Genomic DNA, 17,277 nt, shown 5'->3' with positions numbered 1-17,277 from the left:
CCCCGGCCGCCGAGCTCGCATCCCATGGGTGACCATTGCGCTTCACCGCCGAGATCGGGGCATGACGCTCGCGGCCGGAAGCCCGCATCCTGCCTCCGCCTGCAGATGCCCCACGAACGCGGGCCATCACCCAGCAGCAGCAATTGTGTCCGGAGCGTGAAATTGCGGGTAGCCTTGCGGGCCGGTGGACCGAGACCGGGGGGATCGGGTGAGTCGGCTCCGCAGGCGCTGCGAACGACACCTCGACGGGGTGCCCATCCCCCAACCCTTCGACCTCGATGCATTCTGCGCCACAGTGGCCACCCACCGAGGACGCCCGCTCACGCTTCAGCCGCTGCTCGGTCTAGCCTCCGGCGCCCCCTGTGGACTGTGGATATCCGTGCCCGCCGCCGACTACGTGTTCTACGATCCGGACACCTCCCGGCTGCATGCCGAACACATCGTCCTGCACGAACTCGGCCACATGTTGAGCGGTCACACGACCGAGCTCGATCTGGGCAATGCCGCGGTTGCTCGGCTCGTACCAGACCTCAATCCCCGTACCGTTGAGAAGATTTTGGGTCGAGTCAGTTACACGACTGCCCAGGAGCGGGAGGCGGAGATGCTCGCCTCGCTGATCCGCGCGCGGGCCGCACAGGACCGGAGGGCCGATCTGCCCGGCGGCACGCTGGGTCGTGTCGCCGAAGTGCTGAAGTTCCGTCCTTGAACGGCGTACTCACCGGCGCCCTGCTGACACTGTTGTGGGCCACGGTGCTGGTCCGGTTTCCTACCCTGTGGCGCGATGCCCAGCAGCGCGCCATCTGGGCGACCCTCTGCACGCTCGCGCTGGCCAAGACGATCGCAACCCCTGGAGTGAACGCCCAGCTCCGCGATGTCGCCACTCAACCCCAGGTCATCCCCCACCTGATCGGCGTGGCGACCGCATTCTTCCTGCTGCGCTTCATCTCGCTCATCACCGACTACTACTCGTCACGACCGCGGGCGGCTCGCTACCAGCTGCTGCTCGCCGTTGTCGTCGCGGCGGTGCTGCTCACACTGATCATGATCACCCCGGGAGGCATCAAGACCAAGGGCACAGATCTCATGAGTACGGCCACAGCCCCGTCAGCAGCGGCGTACTGGGTGACGTTGAACGGCTACCTGGGTACGGTGCTCGCCATCGCGGGCGTGCTGTTCTGGCGGGTCAGCCGTTCGGCGTCCGCCGGTCTCCTCCGCAATGGGCTGCGAGTCATCACCGTGGGCACGCTGATCATGGCGGTGTACGCGACGCTCAAGACAGCCCTGATCGTCGTGCACGCCTTCGGTGTCACCATCGACGTCGAGCCGATCGAGCCGACCGCCAACGGGCTCCGCACGACAGGGACGATCCTGGCCGTGATCGGCGCCGCGGTCCCCGCGACAGGCAAGATTCGCTCGATCGTACGGTCGTATCGATCCCTGTGGGCGCTCCGTCCACTATGGCGGGTGATCCGCCGCACGTTCCCCGAGATCATCCTCTTCTCCCGGCGACGCGCCCTGGTGGAGTTGGCCGGATTGGACGACGTGCACCTGCGGCTCTACCGCCGGGTGATCGAGATCCGCGACGGCATGCTGGCGCTCCGCGACTACCTCCCGGCCGACGCGCTGGACGACGCCCGCACCTTCCTCGCCAACCCCGTCATAACACCGGAGTCAGCTGCTTCCGGCGCGGACGCAGCGCTTATCAAGGACGATGGCAACCCGACCACAGCACCGAAGTCAGCCCACTTCGTCGCGGCGCTGGTTCAGGCCTGCGGCGACCCCAGCACAGCATCGAAGTCAGCCGCTTCCGATGCGGCGCTGATCGAGGCATGCGGCATCGCCCTGGCGTTGCAACGGCATCGGGCCGGCGCCCCCGCCGCGACGAGCGGCCGGTGGTCCGACATGAGCACGTCTCCTGGAAGCGGCTCGGAGCCGTCCGATGAGCGAGCGTTGACCGACGAGGTTTCCTGGCTCAGTGCGGTCAGCGCCGCCTTCCGTCGCAAGGAGCCGCGCCGGTTCGCCGGTCACGCATGCGCGTCCGCGCGAGGCGACCCTTCGGACCACATCGCCGGTCAGTGACCGTCCTTGGCGCGGTCGCGTTCCAGCTCCCACACCTTCCGCACCAGCTCCCCTATCGTGTCGCGGCTGCTCGGCGACACGTCCGCCGCCCGCAGAGCGATCTCAGTGACCTGTGCGTCCTTCAGAGTCCGCAGCAGCTGCAGCTGGCCGTCGATCTTCCGGGCCTCGTCGTCGTCCAGAAAGTAAGCGACCGGAACCCCGAAAAACCCCGCCAGGCCCTTCAAGTGCTGAACCGTCGGGTTGTCGCGGCGGCCGGTCCGGAGCTGCCAGATGTACGTGTGGGAAATCTGAATCCCCTGCTCGGCACGGATCGCCTCGGCGACGGCCATATAGCTGATCTCGCCCTGGCCGGCGGCGCGGACCTGGGTGAACAGCCGGTCCAGCTTCTCGGCGATGGAGAACTCACGGGGCATGCCGTCCCCCTCCTCGCCGGATCCGGCGGCTCTTCCTCGGCCCGCACGGGGACATCGGTTGCCCTCGTGCGTGCTGTGCGCTGATACGAACCTTCGCGGCATCCGGAACGCAATCCGCGAGCACTGCGTCGCCGTTGGGACGAAGGAGCCACCCGACGAACCAGCCGCTGGAACGAAACAGCCGCTGGAACGATGAAGCCGCCCGGACGAAACTGCCGCCCGGACGAACGAGGCACTGGGCGAACGAGGTGCCGGGCAAACGCGGTGCTGGACGAACAATCACGCGAACGAAGGGATCGTACCGACCAGGCCGGCCGCCACATTGATGCCCATGAGCAACCATTGGCTGCACATCCCCCGATGCTGGGCACCACCGACGACCATAAACTCACGTTGATGACACTGAGGCTGAGCGTAAACCATGGACGACGGTCACTCAAGCCGCCGGTAGGCTCGGCATCATGACGGCCATCGTGGAGAGTTCAGAGGTATCGACGCTGCTCGACGAGTTGACGCGGATGACCGGGCGCGAGGATCCGTACCCGCGTTATCGCCGGCTTCGGGAGATCTCACCGATCGTGCGCGCGGACGACGGTGCTCTCGTGATCACTCGGCATGTCGATTGTGTGGCGGTCACTCGCGATTCCCGGCTCGGTCATATGCCGCCGCACATGATCGATTTCGTGAGTCCGGGGTGGCAGGACCACCCCGCTCTGCGACAACTTTTCACGAGCCTTCTGGTCACCAACCCGCCGGACCACACCCGCCTGCGCCGCCTGGTCAGTTCGTCGTTCACGGCGCGGCGGGTGCAGGCGTTGCAGCCGCGCATCACCGAGATGGTCGGCGAACTGCTCGATGGCATGACCGGCGATGTGGATTTCGTCGAGGCGTTCGCCTTCCCGCTTCCGGTCAACGTCATCGGTGAGCTGCTGGGGATCCCGGAGCCGGACCGCGCCCAGTTCCAGGGGCTTGTCCGGGACTGGACGCGGGTTCTGGAGCTCGTCGACTCGGACGTGCTGAAGTCGGCCGACCCCGCCGCGGCGACGATCCGGGAGTATCTCGCCGGCCTCACCGCCGAGCGGCGCCGGAAGCCCGCCGACGACCTGATCAGCGCGCTGGTCGCCGCCGAGGACGACGGCGAGAAGCTCACCGAGGACGAGTTGCTCACGATGGCCGCTTTGCTCTTCGCCGCCGGCTTCGAGACCACGACGAACCTGCTGGCCAACAGCGTGGTCGCGCTGCTGCGCAACCCCGAGCAGCTCACCCTGTTGCGCACCGATCCGGGCCTCGCGCCGAGCGCGGTCGAGGAGCTTCTCCGGTACGACACCCCGGTGCAACTCATCAGCCGGGTGACATGGGACGACGTCGAGGTGGCGGGCGTACCCGTGTCGGGAGGTGAGCGCGTCGTGGCGTACCTGGGTGCCGGCAACCGCGACCCGGAACGGTTCCCGGAACCGGACCGGCTGGATCTCACCCGCGCCGACAACGCGCCCCTGTCGTTCGGCGGCGGCATCCACTACTGCCTGGGTGCGCCGCTGGCCCGCCTGGAGGCGCAGATCGCGCTTCCGGCGTTGGTCGACCGCTTCCCGAAGCTCGATTTCGCGGCGGCGCCGGAGCGCCGGGACAGCCTGGCGATCCGTGGCTACACGAGGCTGCCGATCAGCGTCGGCTGAGGGCGGGAATGGCCGCGGGTGAAGGCTCCGGGACCGGAAATAGGAGCGCCGCTGCGAATTCCACGGGGGAAGAACTCGCAACGGCGTCGTGGGAAAGAGTATCGACCGTGGCGGTTGTTGTCCATCCGTACCGGCGATCATGAGTGACCGGCCGAAACGGCATACTCACCCGCCGGTCAGCAGGGGTTGACTCGGCGGATCCGGTGCCGGGGTCGGCCACTGCGTCACCCCAGGCCAGCCGGTTGGCCGAGGCGATCGGTGCGGAAAGCCCCGGCCGGCGCGCAACCCGCCACGACGACAGCAGCAGCGACAAGCGCGGCCACCCCAACGACGACGGCCACAAGACAGGGGCCGCCCGACAAAGAGGGAAACGAAGAGGGGGACGAAAGCGGGACGCGGGCGAGACAGGCAGCGCCGGCACGAGGGCGGCGATGGCGGCAAGGCGACGCGGCGTTACTCGGTAACGCCGACGCTCGGGGCGTCCGCGCTCTCGGTGAGCATCTTCTTCCGCTTCTTCGCCGGCAACCGGTCGACGTACAGCAGCCCGTCCAGGTGGTCGGTTTCGTGTTGCAGGCAGCGCGCCAACAGGCCCGTACCGTCGATCCGGACCGCATTGCCGTGCATGTCGACGCCGACCACCGAGGCCGTCGCCGGGCGGCCCACGTCGGCGCGGACGCCCGGGACCGACAGGCAGCCTTCGCTATCGACTTCCAGGCCTCGGTCCTGGGGCGGGTCGAGGACCGGGTTCACCACGTGGGCGACGACGTGGTTGCCGGTGTCGTCGGGGCAGTCGACCACGAAGACCCGGGCATCGACGCCGATCTGGTTCGCCGCCAGGCCCACGCCGTCCGCCGCCGCCATGCTGGCGAACATGTCGGCGATCAGTTGCTGGAGGTCGTCGTCGAAGACCGTGACGTCGGCGCAGCGGCGGTGGAGTACGGGGTTGCCGTAGCGCGTGATCGGTCGTGGGGTTCCGGCACGGGTCTGCACGCCGTCAATAGTACGAAGGTCGTTCAGGCCGAACCTTGCACGAGGTACAGGACGCCGATGCCCGTGGCCAGCGCGCCGAGGAGCAGCCGCAGTCCTTTCTCCGGCAGGCGTGGTTGCAGGCGGGCGCCCAGGTAGCCGCCGATCAGCCCGCCGGCGCCGCACGAGAGGCCGACCAGCCAGTGCGGTGCGATGGCGCCGTCCGCGCCGAGCGCGAGGAGTGCGAAGGTGCCGGCGCCCACGATCGACGTCACGAAGGTCGATGCGAGGGCGGCCGGTCCGACGACCGCGACCGGCATGCCGCGGCCGACCAGGATCGGGCCGAGGAGGGAGCCGCCGCCGATGCCGTAGATCCCGCCCACGACGCCGACCGCCAGGGACAGCAGGGTCACGCTGCGGGGGCTCGGCCTTGTGCCGGTCGGCACCCCGCTTCTGACGGTACGGACACAGAGCCACACGCCCAGCGGCAGCAGGAACACCGCCACGATGAGCCGGAAGGCGCGCGGCCCCGGCACGGCGTACACGCGCAGGAGCGCGCCGACGACCACGCCGGGCACGGTGCCGCAGAGCATCAGCCGGGTGAGCGGGCCCGCGAGTGCGCCGCGGCGGCCGTACCGGAGCAGGGCTCCCGGGCCGGAGACGACGTTGAAGAGCAGGTTCGTCGGGGTCACGGCCGGATTGGGTACGGCCAGGACGCTCAGCTGTACGGGCAGCAGGAACACCGCCCCGGACACCCCGACGGGAGTTGTGAGCAGCGCGATGACCAACCCGGCCGCAAGACCGGCGACAACCTCAAGCACCGGTCGAGTCTCCCCCGAGCCGGGCCGGGCAAGGGAATGACCGCCGCCCGTCGCCTCGAACGGGGGTCGTGGCGACGGGCGGCGATCGGGTCAGCGGACAGCGAGAGGCAACGATCAGGAAGCGGGGGTGTCGTCGGGCGGCGGGCTCGTCCGGCGGGCCGCCCGGCTGGCCGCTCCGGCCGCCGTGTTCGCCCAGTCGCGGGCCTTGCCGGCCTGGGTGCCGGCCCAGTCCCCGAGGTCCGCGGCGCCGCCCGTCACCCGGCGTGCCAGCGTCACCAGCGGGTCCTGGGAGGTCTCGAACGTCTCGCGGTAGTGCGACGCCGCGGCCTTCACGTCGGCGGTGACCGAGGCGTTGCCGTCGGAGTCGCGACGGTCGTACTCGCCGGTGAGGACGCGGGCGTACTCGCCGGAGTCGACCCAGCGGCGGAGCTCGGCGGCGCGGGCGACCGGGACCGGGTGGCTGCTCCACGCGGTCATGCCGATCTTGTGGATGCTGTCGCGGAGGTCGCCGCCGCCCTGGTACTCGGCGGCCTGCTCGAGGAACGCCGCCGTGTCGATCTGGGAGAGGTCGCCGCCGCCGGCGAGCTTCATCAGCAGGCGCGTCGAGGCTGCCGGGTCCTGGCCCGCGAGCAGGCCCGCGCGGTCGGCGGACAGCTCGGCCTTGCGCCACCACTCGTACATGGCGGCGATGATGGCGCGCAGGGCGATGGCGCCGATCGGGATCCAGCTGACGTTGGTCGCCCACCTGGTGAGGATCACCATGATCGTCTTGTAGACGGCGTGGCCGCTGCGGACGTGGCCGATCTCGTGACCGAGCAGGGCGCGCAGTTCGTCGTCGTCGAGCTTCTCCACGGCCGCGGTGGTGATGACGATGAACGGCTTGTCCATGCCGATCGCCTCGCCGTGGATCATCGGGGCCTGGGTGACGTACAGCTCGGGCAGCTCGGCCACGTCGAGCGTCGCGGCGGCCTCGGTGAAGCGCTCGTAGACGCGCGGGTACTGCCGGTGGTCGACCCGGATCGAGCCGGCCAGGTAGGCCAGGCGGAAGCCTCGTTCGTTCCACATGCCGAAGAACGCCTTGACGACGTCGTCGAAGCCGCGCAGCTCCCGCAGGGCGGTCAGGGCGCCGCGGTCGGCGGGGTGTTCCCAGGCGCGGGAGCTGATGCCGGTCAGCGTGACCCGCTGCCGAGCGGGCCGATTCTCGTCGTCGATCGTCATAGTGGTCCTTCCAGGCCGACGCCTTCCCGTGAAGGCTCTACGGCCTTAGAGCTTGGCCTCGCGCGCCCGGGTCGCGCATCGGCTCCGAGCCGGAACTGCACGCAAGCACCTCCGACTTTCGGCCGATCGGGGCAACGGGGGCTCCCCCTAGGGGTAAGGAACGGACAAAACCTCAACCTGAGGTGTTCTTGATGGATCGGCCGCCTTGTACGAACGCGTAACGCGCCCATCCTCTACAGGCATGACGGGTCTCGGCGGCGCTGCGCCGGCACGGGGCGGCGAGGGCCCGGTGGCCGACGTGCGGCGCAGCGCCGAGCGCCTCCGCGAGATCCTGCTCAGCTGAACCGGTAGCGGGTCTGGGTGTACGGGTTCTTGCCGAACGACAGCACCTTGTCCGGCGCGACCCCGAACACCCAGGCCGTACGCCCGTCCGCGTCGTGGAACGCCTCCTCGTCGACCTCGAAGTCCCAGTCCAGCTTGGTCTTCCACAGCGCGGCCAGGTGACTGAGGCGGTCCCGGCCGGTCACGCGTACGGCGGTGCCCTCGACCACCACGTCCAGCCCCTCGTGCAGCCGGTTGGTGCCGGTGGTGAGCACGCAGGCGGGGTTGGCCAGCAGGTTCGCCGACTTCTGCTCCTGATCGCCGGTGCAGAAGTGCAGCACACCCTCGTCCCAGACGGCGGGCAGCGGCGTGACGTGCGGGCGGCCGGATCGCCGTACCGTAGAGAGCCAGAACATCTCCGAGCCGGTCAGCACGGCGAGCGCGTCGGCCCAGGGCACTGCCGAGGCGCCCGGCTCGCTGAAGTCTCCGTTGAAGTCCACGATCGGTTCCATCAGCCCTCTTCCTCGGTGAGTTCTTCGGCGCGCGCCAGGAGGGCCCGCCGTTCGGTGTCGGAATGCGCGGCCGCGGCGGCCTGCTCGTACAGGGTCACCGCCCGCTCGCGGTCGCCGGCGCGAGCGGTCAGGTCGGCTTCTGCGGCCACGGTGAGCGGGTAGCCGTCGAGGCCGCCGGCCGCGCGCGCCTCGGCGAGCAGGGCCAGTCCCGCCGCGGGGCCGTGCGCGTACCCGTGGGCCACCGCTCTGTTGAGCCGGACGACGGGCGACGGCACCAGCGTCACGAGCCGGTCGTAGAGGGCGGCGATGCGTGGCCAGTCGGTGACGTCGGCGATGTGGCAGGCGGCGATGTGGGCCTGCACGGCGTACGGCCCGGTGGCTGCGGGCAGCAGGGACAGCGCCTCGGCGATCGCGTCGTGGTCCCAGCGGGTGCGATCCTGGCGGTCCAGGGTGAGCAGGTTGTCGTCCCGGTCGCGCCGGGCGTTCCGGCGCGAATGCTGGAGCAGGAACAGCGCGAGCACGGCGCGCACCTCCGGCTGGTCCGGCATCAACTCGGCGAGCAACCGGGCAAGCCGGATCGCCTCGCCCGCAAACGCCGGCTCGCCGTCGGCGTCGTAGCCGCGAGTGAAGAGCAGGTACAGCACCGCGAGCACGCCGGGCAGCCGCTCGGCCAACGCCGGCCCGGACGGCACCCGGTACGGGATCCCGGCCTGCGCAATCTTGGTCTTCGCCCGGGTGAGCCGCCGGGTCATCGTCGGCTCGGTGACGAGGAAGGCGCGCGCGATGTCGGCGGTCGGCACGCCCGCGACGGTACGCAGGGTCAGCGCGACCCGCGCCTCGAGCGATAGCGCGGGGTGGCAGCAGGTGAAGATCAGCCGGAGCCGGTCGTCGGACGCGGGGGCCGGCTCCGCGCCGGAGGTGAGCACCGCCAGCTCCGCCAGCTTGCGGCGTTCGACGGTCGCGCGCCGCAGCACGTCGATCGCGCGGTTGCGCGCGACCGTCGCCAACCAGCCGCCGGGATTCGCCGGCACGCCCTCGGCCGGCCACTTCTCCAGCGCGAGAGCGAGCGCCTCCTGCGCGCAGTCCTCGGCGAGCTGCCAGTCGCCGGTGACCCGGATCAGTCCTGCGACGATCCGGGCCCGCGACTCCACGCCCGCGGCGGCGACCGCGATGGCGACGTCGGTCATCCCTGAGCGAACGGCCGCAGCTCGACCCGGCCGTTCCAGGCCATCGGGTGGGCGCGGGCCACCTCGATGGCCTCGTCGAGGTCGGCGCACTCGAGAATGTCGAAGCCCACGATCACCTCCTTGGTCTCGGCGAACGGGCCGTCCGACAGCAGCAGCTCACCGCCGCGGACCCGGACCGTGGTCGCCGACGCCGGCGGAACCAGCTGGTTGCCCTCCACGCGGCGGCCCGCGGCGTCGTTCTCGGCGACCCACTGCTCGATGTCGGGCACCTGCGACTCGTCGGTCTCGGGCTCGGTGTCGGTGCAGACGAACATCATGTACTTCATCTCAGCGTCCTTCCCTCGGTGGTGATCCACCCTCGTGACGAACGGCCGGCGCGGATCCGGACAGCATCGCACCGCGAATCTCAGAATTCCGCCGGCGGCGCGTTGTGCGGGGTGATGACCTGGATCGCCGACGGGTTCGACCGTACGGGTCCGGGCAGCGCACCTTGCGCCTGCATGACGACGTGGCAGGCGCGGCGCAGGTCCTGCCGCAGGTCGTGGTGGAGCACCGCGGAGAGCCGGCGCTCGCGCAGCAGGACGGTGTTCTCCCCGTCCAGGTCGTGGGCGACGAAGACGTCGTAGCGCCGGTTCTCCCGATCGAAGGCGTCGACCACCGCCGCGTTCCCGCCGGCGCCCGCGTACAGGGAGTAGACGGCGCGGACCGCCGGGTTGCCGGCCAGCACCTCGCGGGTTCCGATGTGGACGGCCTCGGGACGGTTCTCCTCGTCCACGACCTCGAACATGCGGCGGCCCGCGGCCCGGGTGCGCATCTCGGCCCGGAATCCCATCTCCCGCTCGTCCTCGCCGCGGAACGAGCCGTGCCCCCGGACGACCAGGACGTCGCCGGCGCGTTCGGCCAGCCACTCCTGCACGAGGTAGGCGGCGGTGGCGCCGGCCGCGCGGTTGTCGATGCCGACGTACGCGGCGCGCGGGCTGGTCGGCAGGTCGGTCACCAGCGTCACCACCGGGATGCCCTGCCGGGCCAGCCGGGCGACGGCGGCCACGATCTCCGGTACGTCCGGTGCCTTGAGGATCACGCCGTGCGACTTGGTCCGGCCGACCTTGTCGAGCACCGCCACCAGATCGGTCACGCCGGCGCTGTCGAGCAGGTGGAACCGGGAACGGATCACTGCCGGGCGCATCGCGGGCACCTCGGCCTCCAGCGCCGCGCGGACGCCGGTGGAGAACCGCGCCGGGGCCTGCACGATCACGTCGATCATGAAGGTACGGCCGCCGACGCGCAGCTGGGACTGCTGCCGGTCGAGGTCCGCGATCGCCTGCTCCACCTCGCGGACGGTGCTCGACCGGACGCCGCCGCGCCGGTGCAGCACCCGGTCCACTGTGGCCGGGCTGAGGCCGGACTGGGCGGCGATCTCGCGGATGCGGTACGGGTGCTTCACCCCGTACACGATGAGTGGTTTTTGAGGTCTTTTCAAGGTAGTTTGATGTTGTTTCCCTCCCAAGCCTGACGGCATAGACATCTGCCTTGATGACTTCCCGGAGCTGGTCGGGCGGACCACCGACCCGGCCGACGCCGCCTTCTTCAACCCGGCCCCTCTTCCACGGCGCCGGCTCGAACCGCAGCTGATGCGGCAGGCACTCGCCGAGTAGTGGGACACGTCACAATTCGAGAAGGCCCTGCGCGATCAGCAGGAGCGACGCGGGACCTCCGCCGGAGCGGGTTCCCGATCTTGGAATCGCGGCGTTATGGTAGTTGGGCGCCCGACGTGGCGCTGCCCCTTGCCGAGAGGCGCTGCGACGGACCTGCCGGTCCGCCACGCTCGGCGTGCGGGCCAATGTCGCAAGGGCGCCTCCTTACGAGGGGGTGCCCTTCTCCATGTCGTCCCGTCTTCAGCAACTCAACGGCATCGACTTCGCGGTGGCGGACCTGTCGCTGGCCGCCTTCGGCCGGCACCAGATGCGTCTCGCCGAGCATGAGATGCCCGGCCTGATGTCGATCCGCGAAGAGTTCAAGGCCGCGCAGCCGCTGCGCGGCGCGCGGATCGCCGGCTCGCTGCACATGACCATCCAGACCGCCGTGCTCATCGAGACGCTCGTCGCGCTCGGTGCGCAGGTCCGCTGGGTCTCCTGCAACATCTTCTCCACCCAGGACGAGGCCGCCGCGGCCATCGTCGTCGGCCCCGAGGGCACGGTTGAGGCCCCCTCCGGGACCCCGGTCTTCGCCTGGAAGGGCGAGACGCTGGAGGAGTACTGGTGGTGCACCGAGCAGCTCTTCGACTTCGGTGACGGCCTCGGCCCGAACATGATCCTCGACGACGGCGGCGACGCCACCCTGCTGGTGCACAAGGGCGTCGAGTTCGAGAAGGCCGGCGCGGTCCCCGCGACCACCGCCGAGGACAACCACGAGTACACGATCATCCTCGACACCCTGCGCCGCAGCCTGGCGTCGGACGGCCGGCGGTTCACCAAGATCGCTGCCGAGGTCCGTGGCGTCACCGAGGAGACCACCACCGGCGTGGCGCGCCTCTACAAGTTCGCCAAGGTCGGCGAGCTGCTCTTCCCGGCGATCAACGTCAACGACTCGGTCACCAAGAGCAAGTTCGACAACAAGTACGGCATCCGCCACTCGCTGGTCGACGGCCTGAACCGGGCCACCGACGTCATGCTCGGCGGCAAGCTGGCCGTGGTCTGCGGCTACGGCGACGTCGGCAAGGGCTCGGCCGAGACGCTGCGGGGCCAGGGTGCCCGCGTCGTGGTCACCGAGGTCGACCCGATCTGCGCGCTCCAGGCAGCGATGGACGGCATGCAGGTCGCCCGCATCGAGGACGTGGTCTCCGAGGCCGACCTCTTCATCACCACGACCGGCGGCACCGAGATCATCACGGTCGAGCACATGGCCGCGATGAAGCACAACGCGATCGTCGGCAACGTCGGCCACTTCGACGACGAGATCGACATGGCCGGCCTCGCCAAGGTCCCGGGCATCGAGAAGGTCGAGGTCAAGCCGCAGGTCCACGAGTGGCGCTTCCCGGACGGGCACGCGGTCATCGTGCTCTCCGAGGGCCGCCTGATGAACCTGGGCAACGCCACCGGCCACCCGAGCTTCGTGATGTCGAACTCCTTCACCAACCAGGTGATCGCGCAGATCGAGCTCTGGACCAAGCCGGACGCGTACGACAACCAGGTCTACGTGCTGCCGAAGCACCTGGACGAGAAGGTCGCCCGGCTGCACCTGGACGCGCTCGGCGTCCGGCTCACCGAGCTGACCAAGAAGCAGGCGGAGTACCTGGGCGTGCCGGTCGAGGGACCGTACAAGCCCGACCACTACCGCTACTGATCCACGGGCTGGGGCCGCGCCGCAGGGCGCGGCCCCAGCGCATGACTCCTCCCCGCCTCGCACGGCACCTCCCGTCCGGGAGAATGTGCCGGTGAGTGTCGAGACCACGTTGCTGTTCATCCTCGCCGGTGTCGCGGTGATCGTCGGGGTCCGCTGGTTCGCCGACCGCACCGGATTGCCCGCGGCCGCCCTTCTCACCCTCCTCGGGATCCTCTACGCCCTCCTGCCCGGCCCCAACGTCGACCTCGAACCCGAGCTGATCCTGACTCTGGTCCTGCCGCCGCTGTTGTACAGCGCGGCGCTCGACTCCTCACTGATCGACATCCGCCGCAACCTGCGTACCGTGATCAGCCTGTCCGTGGTCCTGGTCCTGGTCACCGCGCTGCTGATCGGCATCGGATTCCACTTCTTCGTGGCCGGGGCGACGCTCGCCGCCGGCGTCGCGCTCGGCGCCGCGGTGGCCCCTCCCGACCCGGTCGCGGCCCTGGCGGTGGGCAAGAAGGTCGGCCTGCCACGCAACATCGTCACGCTGGTGCAGGGTGAGGGCCTGCTCAACGACGCGACCGCGCTGACGCTGCTGAGCGTGGCGGTGTCCGCCGCCGTGGGCCACAAGTTCTCGTTCTCCGCCGCGGTCGGCGAGTTCGTCATCTCCGCGACCGGAGGGGTGATCGCGGGCATCGTGGTCGCGTACGTGGTACGGGCCGCCCGCCCGATCCAGCGCGACCCGCTGATCGCGAACGCGGTGTCGCTGGCCACGCCGTTCGTCGCCTACCTGCTGGCCGAGCGGGTGCACGTGTCGGGCGTGCTCGCGGTGGTGGTGGCGGGCCTGATCGTCGGCCACGACGCGGGCCGGCTGGCCTCCGGCGCCAGCCGGCTGCAGGTCACCGCGGTCTGGCGGCTGGTCGACTTCCTCCTCGAGGGCCTGGTCTTCCTGCTGATCGGCCAGCAGCTCCCCCGGGTGATCGACGGCCTGTCCGAGTACCCGACCTCGACGATCGTCATCGCGGTGGCGGTCTCGGTGGGCGTCGTGCTGCTGCTCCGGCCGCTGTTCCTGGTGCTGACCCAGATGTTGCCCCGCTCGATGCACGCTCGGCTCGGTGGCGATCCCGCCTCGGACGAGGACACGAGCGCGCGGGAGCGCCGCCTCGACGGCCGGGAGATCGTCGCGCTCAGCTGGTCCGGCACCCGGGGCGTGATCACCCTCGCGGCGGTCTTCACGATCCCGGCGCGGACCCGCAGCGGGCAGTCCTTCCCCGACCTGGACCTGCTGTTGTTCTGCGCGTTCGTGGTCGTCCTGGTTACCCTGGTGGGACAGGGCATCACGTTCGCACCTCTGGTCCGGATGTTGGGCCTCAAGGCGAACGAGGCGGACAAGGTGCGGCTGCGCAACGAGGCTCGCTCGGCGTCGGTGCAGACTGCGCTCGACCGGCTGGAGGAGATCCAGCAGCAGCGCCACGACCACGTGGAGGACCACGCCATCGAGACGATGCGCAAACAGCTCGGCTCGCGCCTGGATCGCTACCGGCGGCGCCTGGACCTGCTCGAGCTGGCGGACTCGGACGAGGTCCCGGTCTCGCCGCAGTACGAGGCCGCGCTGCGGGTCCGCCGCTCGGTCATCGATGCCCAGCGCGAGGAACTGCTGCGCTGGCGCGACGCCGGCCGGCTCTCGGACGAGGGGATGCGGGTGCTCGAACGCGAACTCGACCACGAAGAACGCCTGCTGCCCGACAGGCCGGCCCATGGATGAGCTGATCCGGATCTTCCGCCGGTGCCGCCGCTTCGAGGAAGTGCTCGCCGCCGGGTACGGCGACCTGAGCAGCAGCCCCGAGCGGGTCCTCCTGTACGGCAAGCAGGTGTTCATCGGCGCGCCCGGGCAGGGCTACGTCACCCTGACCGTCCCGGAGCTCGGCCAGTTGCTGCGCATCGGCGTGGCCGACGAGCCCACGGTGCATCCGGACCTCGACGCCGAGGACCAGCTGCGACCGGTCCTGATCGACCTCACCAGCATGTACCTGAGCGTGCACCGAGCCATCGAGTGCAAGACGGTCACCCTCTACGTGGACGACGATTTCGCCGACGGGCGGGTCCGCGGGGTGGCCTTCCAGCTCGACGACGGGACCAGCCTGGTCGTCGACCCGGCCACGGTCGACGGCATCGCCCTGGGCGACGAGCGCGACCTGTGGCGGATCGCGGACAACGGCGACGTACGCGCGGTCGAGATCCCGGTCTAGCCGGCGCCGCGCGGGCGCGGTCAGGTGGCGGGCACGTCCCGGCGCCGGAACCCGGCCAGGCCCGCACCGGCGAGAACCACCGCGATCGCCGTGAGCACCACGAACGGGGTGGCGGACGGCTCCCCGCCGGGCAGGTGCGGGATGTGGGTGAACGGCGAGACGTCCATGACCCACTGGCTCAGGTCGAGGGTCGCGCCCACCAGCAGGAGCAGCACACACGCCGCCACCGCGCCCCAGGCCGCCGGGGCCGCCCCGGGCACCGCGCCGAAGAGCAACACGGTCAACGCGGCCAGCACCCAGACCGCGGGGAGCTGGGCCATCATGCCGCCCAGCACGGCCGGGAACTCACCGCCGAGGTCGTCCATCGCCAGCCCGGTCACCACGCCGCAGACGGCACCCCCGACGGCCAGCGCCAGCGCCGGACCGGCCAGCGAGAAGAGCAGGTGGCTGCCCATCCAGCGCAGCCGCCCCTGCGCGGTGGCCAGGACCGACTCCGCGTGGCCCGAGCTCTCCTCGTCGCGCATGCGCAGGGTGGCCTGTACGGCGTACGCCGCGGCGACCAGTCCCATGACCCCGCTGACCCCGGCGAGGAAGCTGTCAGTGGCACCCGACGCGCCGCCCATCCGCTCGAACATCCGCGCCAGCTCGGGGTTCTCCGCGGTGAGGTCGGCGACGCTGCGGACGACCGCGCCGAAGACCAGGCCCAGCGCCGCGAAACCGGCGATCCAACCGGCCAGCAGTCCACGGTGCAGCCGCCAGGCGAGCGCAACGGGACCGCGAAGTCCGGCGGCCGCCCGTGCGGGACCCGGACGGGGCGCCAGCAGGCCCGCGCCGACATCCCGCCGGGAGGCCAATGCCACCGCCGCCTGGGCGAGCAGGGCCGTGAACGCGATCGCGAGCGCGCCGGGCCACCAGCGGTCGGCGCCGTACGGGAACACCTGCTGCACCCACCCGATCGGCGACAACCAGGACAGCCAGGAGATCGCGCCGCCACCGATGGCGCTGACGTCCCCGGCGAGGCGGAGCACGTACGCGACGCCGAGCGCGACGACAGCGATCGACCGGGCGCTGCGGGCGCCGGCGGCCACCTGGGCGGCGACCGCACCGACGCCGGCGAACACGCAGCCGACGAGGGCGAACCCGGCGGCCATCAGCACCGAACCGGTGCCGGGCAGGCCCTGGGCGATCATGGCCGCGGTCAGGATCAGACCCAGCAGCACGTTGGCGCCCCACGTGACGATCAGCGCCGCGGCCAGCCCCGCGTGCCGCCCGACGACACCGGCGCCGATCAGCTCGGTCCGCCCGGCCTCCTCGTCGGCCCGCGTGTGCCGGATGACGGTGAGGAGGCTGAACAGCCCGATCATCACCGGCAGGAAGCCACCGCGCCAGGCCACCAGCTCGCCCAGATCGGAGCCGTGCAGCGGTCCGTAGAGCCCGACGAAACCCGCGTTGCCGGCGCTGACCCGGGCGTACTCCAGGCGGTCGGCCGCCGTGGGGAACAGGTCCTTGAAGGAGCTGGCGTACAGGGCGGGAACGAGGCCCAGGACCACGGCCCACAGCGGCAGCAGCAAGCGGTCGCGCCGCAGGACGAGGCGGATCAGCCGCCCGGTGCCGGTCATCGGACCGGGTCCTTCTGGTACTGCCGGAGGAACAGCTCCTCGAGCGTCGGCGGCTGGCTGGTCAGGCTGCGGACCCCGACGTCGACGAGCCGGCGCAGCGCAGGCTCGAGCGCATCCGTGTCGACGTCGAAGGTGACCCGGTGGTCGTGCGTACGCAGCCCGTGCACCCCCGGCAGCGCAGCGAGGCCGTCGACCGGGCCGGTGAGCTCCGCCTCGATCGTCGTACGGGTGAGGTGGCGCAGCTGCGACAGGGTGCCGGTCTCGACCGTCCGGCCCTCCCGGATGATGGTGACCCGGTCGCAGAGCGCCTCCACCTCGCTGAGGATGTGGCTGGAGAGCAGGACGGTCCGGTCCCCGCGGCGCTGCTCCTCCCGCACCACATCGCGGAACACCGACTCCATGAGCGGGTCGAGGCCGGAGGTCGGCTCGTCGAGGATCAGCAGCTCCACATCGGACGCGAGCGCGGCGACCAGGGCGACCTTCTGCCGGTTGCCCTTGGAGTAGGTACGGCCCTTCTTCCGCGGGTCCAGGTCGAAGCGCTCCAGCAGCTCGTCCCGGCGCCGGGGGTCGACGCCGCCGCGGAGCCGGCTGAGCAGGTCGATGACCTCGCCGCCGGACAGGCTCGGCCACAGCGTGACGTCGCCGGGCACGTACGCGAGCCGCCGATGCAGCGCGGTCGCGTCGGACCACGGGTCGCCGCCGAGCAGCCGGGCACTGCCGCCGCCCGCACGCATCAGCCCGAGCAGGATGCGGATGGTGGTGGTTTTCCCGGCGCCGTTCGGGCCCAGGAAGCCGTGCACCTCACCGGTCTCCACGTGCAGGTCCAGGCCGTCGAGGGCCCGGACGCGCCCGAAGCTCTTGGCGAGCCCGGTGACACTGATCGCCTCGGTCATCG

16 protein-coding genes and 1 riboswitch are annotated in these 17,277 nt (G+C 70.7%); of the genes, 6 read left to right on the top strand and 10 right to left on the bottom strand.

The window, feature by feature from the left end:
• Positions 1 to 379 precede the first annotated feature (379 nt).
• Both AB0368_RS34200 and AB0368_RS34195 read left to right on the top strand, forming a co-directional pair.
• The gene (locus AB0368_RS34200) at positions 380 to 706 is read left to right on the top strand and encodes a hypothetical protein (RefSeq protein WP_366158165.1); all 327 of its coding nucleotides are present in this window, start codon (positions 380 to 382) and stop codon (positions 704 to 706) included.
• Positions 703 to 2,079: an MAB_1171c family putative transporter gene (locus AB0368_RS34195; RefSeq protein ID WP_366158164.1), complete on the top strand. Its 1,377-nt coding sequence runs from the start codon at positions 703 to 705 to the stop codon at positions 2,077 to 2,079. The genes AB0368_RS34200 and AB0368_RS34195 overlap by 4 nt, the downstream gene beginning before the upstream one ends.
• On the opposite strand, the gene AB0368_RS34190 is transcribed toward AB0368_RS34195, so the two are convergent.
• Positions 2,073 to 2,492 carry a helix-turn-helix domain-containing protein gene (locus tag AB0368_RS34190; protein WP_366158163.1) on the bottom strand — a complete coding sequence of 140 codons (420 nt, stop codon included), beginning with the start codon at positions 2,490 to 2,492 and terminating at the stop codon, positions 2,073 to 2,075. The two genes, AB0368_RS34195 and AB0368_RS34190, sit on opposite strands and share 7 nt — an antisense overlap.
• 461 nt (positions 2,493 to 2,953) lie before the next feature.
• Between AB0368_RS34190 and AB0368_RS34185 the strand changes: the two genes are divergently transcribed.
• Positions 2,954 to 4,165, top strand: a complete 1,212-nt coding sequence (locus AB0368_RS34185) for a cytochrome P450 (RefSeq protein WP_366158162.1) — start codon at positions 2,954 to 2,956, stop codon at positions 4,163 to 4,165.
• 453 nt (positions 4,166 to 4,618) lie between these two features.
• Here the strand turns inward: AB0368_RS34185 and def are convergent, their stop codons facing one another.
• From def to AB0368_RS34150, 7 genes are all read right to left on the bottom strand, one after another.
• Positions 4,619 to 5,155: a peptide deformylase gene (def, locus tag AB0368_RS34180; protein WP_366158161.1), complete on the bottom strand. Its 537-nt coding sequence runs from the start codon at positions 5,153 to 5,155 to the stop codon at positions 4,619 to 4,621.
• A gap of 23 nt (positions 5,156 to 5,178) precedes the next feature.
• Positions 5,179 to 5,952: a sulfite exporter TauE/SafE family protein gene (locus AB0368_RS34175; protein ID WP_366158160.1), complete on the bottom strand. Its 774-nt coding sequence runs from the start codon at positions 5,950 to 5,952 to the stop codon at positions 5,179 to 5,181.
• A gap of 114 nt (positions 5,953 to 6,066) precedes the next feature.
• Positions 6,067 to 7,170: a M48 family metallopeptidase gene (locus AB0368_RS34170; RefSeq protein ID WP_366158159.1), complete on the bottom strand. Its 1,104-nt coding sequence runs from the start codon at positions 7,168 to 7,170 to the stop codon at positions 6,067 to 6,069.
• A gap of 335 nt (positions 7,171 to 7,505) precedes the next feature.
• Entirely contained in the window at positions 7,506 to 8,003 is a 498-nt protein-coding gene (locus tag AB0368_RS34165) for a pyridoxamine 5'-phosphate oxidase family protein (protein WP_366158158.1), read from the bottom strand.
• On the bottom strand, positions 8,003 to 9,190 hold the full coding sequence (locus AB0368_RS34160; RefSeq protein ID WP_366158157.1) for a DUF6596 domain-containing protein: 1,188 nt from the start codon (positions 9,188 to 9,190) through the stop codon (positions 8,003 to 8,005). Before AB0368_RS34160 ends, AB0368_RS34165 begins: the two co-directional genes overlap by 1 nt.
• Positions 9,187 to 9,516 (bottom strand): YciI family protein, encoded by a 330-nt coding sequence (locus tag AB0368_RS34155; RefSeq protein ID WP_366158156.1) that lies wholly within the window; start codon positions 9,514 to 9,516, stop codon positions 9,187 to 9,189. The genes AB0368_RS34160 and AB0368_RS34155 overlap by 4 nt, the downstream gene beginning before the upstream one ends.
• Positions 9,517 to 9,596: 80 nt before the next feature.
• Positions 9,597 to 10,634: a LacI family DNA-binding transcriptional regulator gene (locus tag AB0368_RS34150; protein WP_366158155.1), complete on the bottom strand. Its 1,038-nt coding sequence runs from the start codon at positions 10,632 to 10,634 to the stop codon at positions 9,597 to 9,599.
• Positions 10,635 to 10,973: 339 nt separating this feature from the next.
• A riboswitch (S-adenosyl-L-homocysteine riboswitch) is annotated at positions 10,974 to 11,054 on the top strand.
• Between the two features lie 17 nt (positions 11,055 to 11,071).
• Between AB0368_RS34150 and ahcY the strand changes: the two genes are divergently transcribed.
• The 3 genes from ahcY to AB0368_RS34135 all read left to right on the top strand — a co-directional run bounded on the left by ahcY (position 11,072) and on the right by AB0368_RS34135 (position 14,763).
• A complete protein-coding gene (gene ahcY / locus AB0368_RS34145) occupies positions 11,072 to 12,532 on the top strand; it encodes an adenosylhomocysteinase (RefSeq protein ID WP_366158154.1) in 1,461 nt (486 codons plus the stop codon).
• Between the two features lie 91 nt (positions 12,533 to 12,623).
• Positions 12,624 to 14,279, top strand: a complete 1,656-nt coding sequence (locus AB0368_RS34140; protein WP_366158153.1) for a Na+/H+ antiporter — start codon at positions 12,624 to 12,626, stop codon at positions 14,277 to 14,279.
• Positions 14,272 to 14,763, top strand: a complete 492-nt coding sequence (locus AB0368_RS34135; protein WP_366158152.1) for a hypothetical protein — start codon at positions 14,272 to 14,274, stop codon at positions 14,761 to 14,763. The genes AB0368_RS34140 and AB0368_RS34135 overlap by 8 nt, the downstream gene beginning before the upstream one ends.
• A 20-nt stretch (positions 14,764 to 14,783) precedes the next feature.
• Here the strand turns inward: AB0368_RS34135 and AB0368_RS34130 are convergent, their stop codons facing one another.
• Together AB0368_RS34130 and AB0368_RS34125 are read right to left on the bottom strand one after the other, a co-directional pair.
• A complete protein-coding gene (locus tag AB0368_RS34130; RefSeq protein ID WP_366158151.1) occupies positions 14,784 to 16,382 on the bottom strand; it encodes an ABC transporter permease in 1,599 nt (532 codons plus the stop codon).
• The gene (locus AB0368_RS34125) at positions 16,379 to 17,275 is read right to left on the bottom strand and encodes an ABC transporter ATP-binding protein (RefSeq protein WP_366158150.1); all 897 of its coding nucleotides are present in this window, start codon (positions 17,273 to 17,275) and stop codon (positions 16,379 to 16,381) included. The genes AB0368_RS34130 and AB0368_RS34125 overlap by 4 nt, the downstream gene beginning before the upstream one ends.
• Positions 17,276 to 17,277: the final 2 nt, after the last annotated feature.

Source organism: Actinoplanes sp. NPDC051475, from assembly GCF_040689425.1.
In the GTDB taxonomy this organism is placed as follows: Bacteria; Actinomycetota; Actinomycetes; order Mycobacteriales; family Micromonosporaceae; genus Actinoplanes.
The sequence above is the reverse complement of the archived record's forward strand: the minus strand, read 5'-3'. Positions and strand labels throughout refer to the sequence as shown.

Coding starts and splice junctions, on each gene's coding strand:
- AB0368_RS34190 (WP_366158163.1), bottom strand. CDS start 2,492: ATGCCCCGTGAGTTCTCCATCGCCGAGAAGCTGGACCGGCTGTTCACC.
- AB0368_RS34185 (WP_366158162.1), top strand. CDS start 2,954: ATGACGGCCATCGTGGAGAGTTCAGAGGTATCGACGCTGCTCGACGAG.
- AB0368_RS34170 (WP_366158159.1), bottom strand. CDS start 7,170: ATGACGATCGACGACGAGAATCGGCCCGCTCGGCAGCGGGTCACGCTG.
- AB0368_RS34165 (WP_366158158.1), bottom strand. CDS start 8,003: ATGGAACCGATCGTGGACTTCAACGGAGACTTCAGCGAGCCGGGCGCC.
- AB0368_RS34160 (WP_366158157.1), bottom strand. CDS start 9,190: ATGACCGACGTCGCCATCGCGGTCGCCGCCGCGGGCGTGGAGTCGCGG.
- AB0368_RS34155 (WP_366158156.1), bottom strand. CDS start 9,516: ATGAAGTACATGATGTTCGTCTGCACCGACACCGAGCCCGAGACCGAC.
- ahcY (WP_366158154.1), top strand. CDS start 11,072: ATGTCGTCCCGTCTTCAGCAACTCAACGGCATCGACTTCGCGGTGGCG.
- AB0368_RS34135 (WP_366158152.1), top strand. CDS start 14,272: ATGGATGAGCTGATCCGGATCTTCCGCCGGTGCCGCCGCTTCGAGGAA.
- AB0368_RS34130 (WP_366158151.1), bottom strand. CDS start 16,382: ATGACCGGCACCGGGCGGCTGATCCGCCTCGTCCTGCGGCGCGACCGC.
- AB0368_RS34125 (WP_366158150.1), bottom strand. CDS start 17,275: ATGACCGAGGCGATCAGTGTCACCGGGCTCGCCAAGAGCTTCGGGCGC.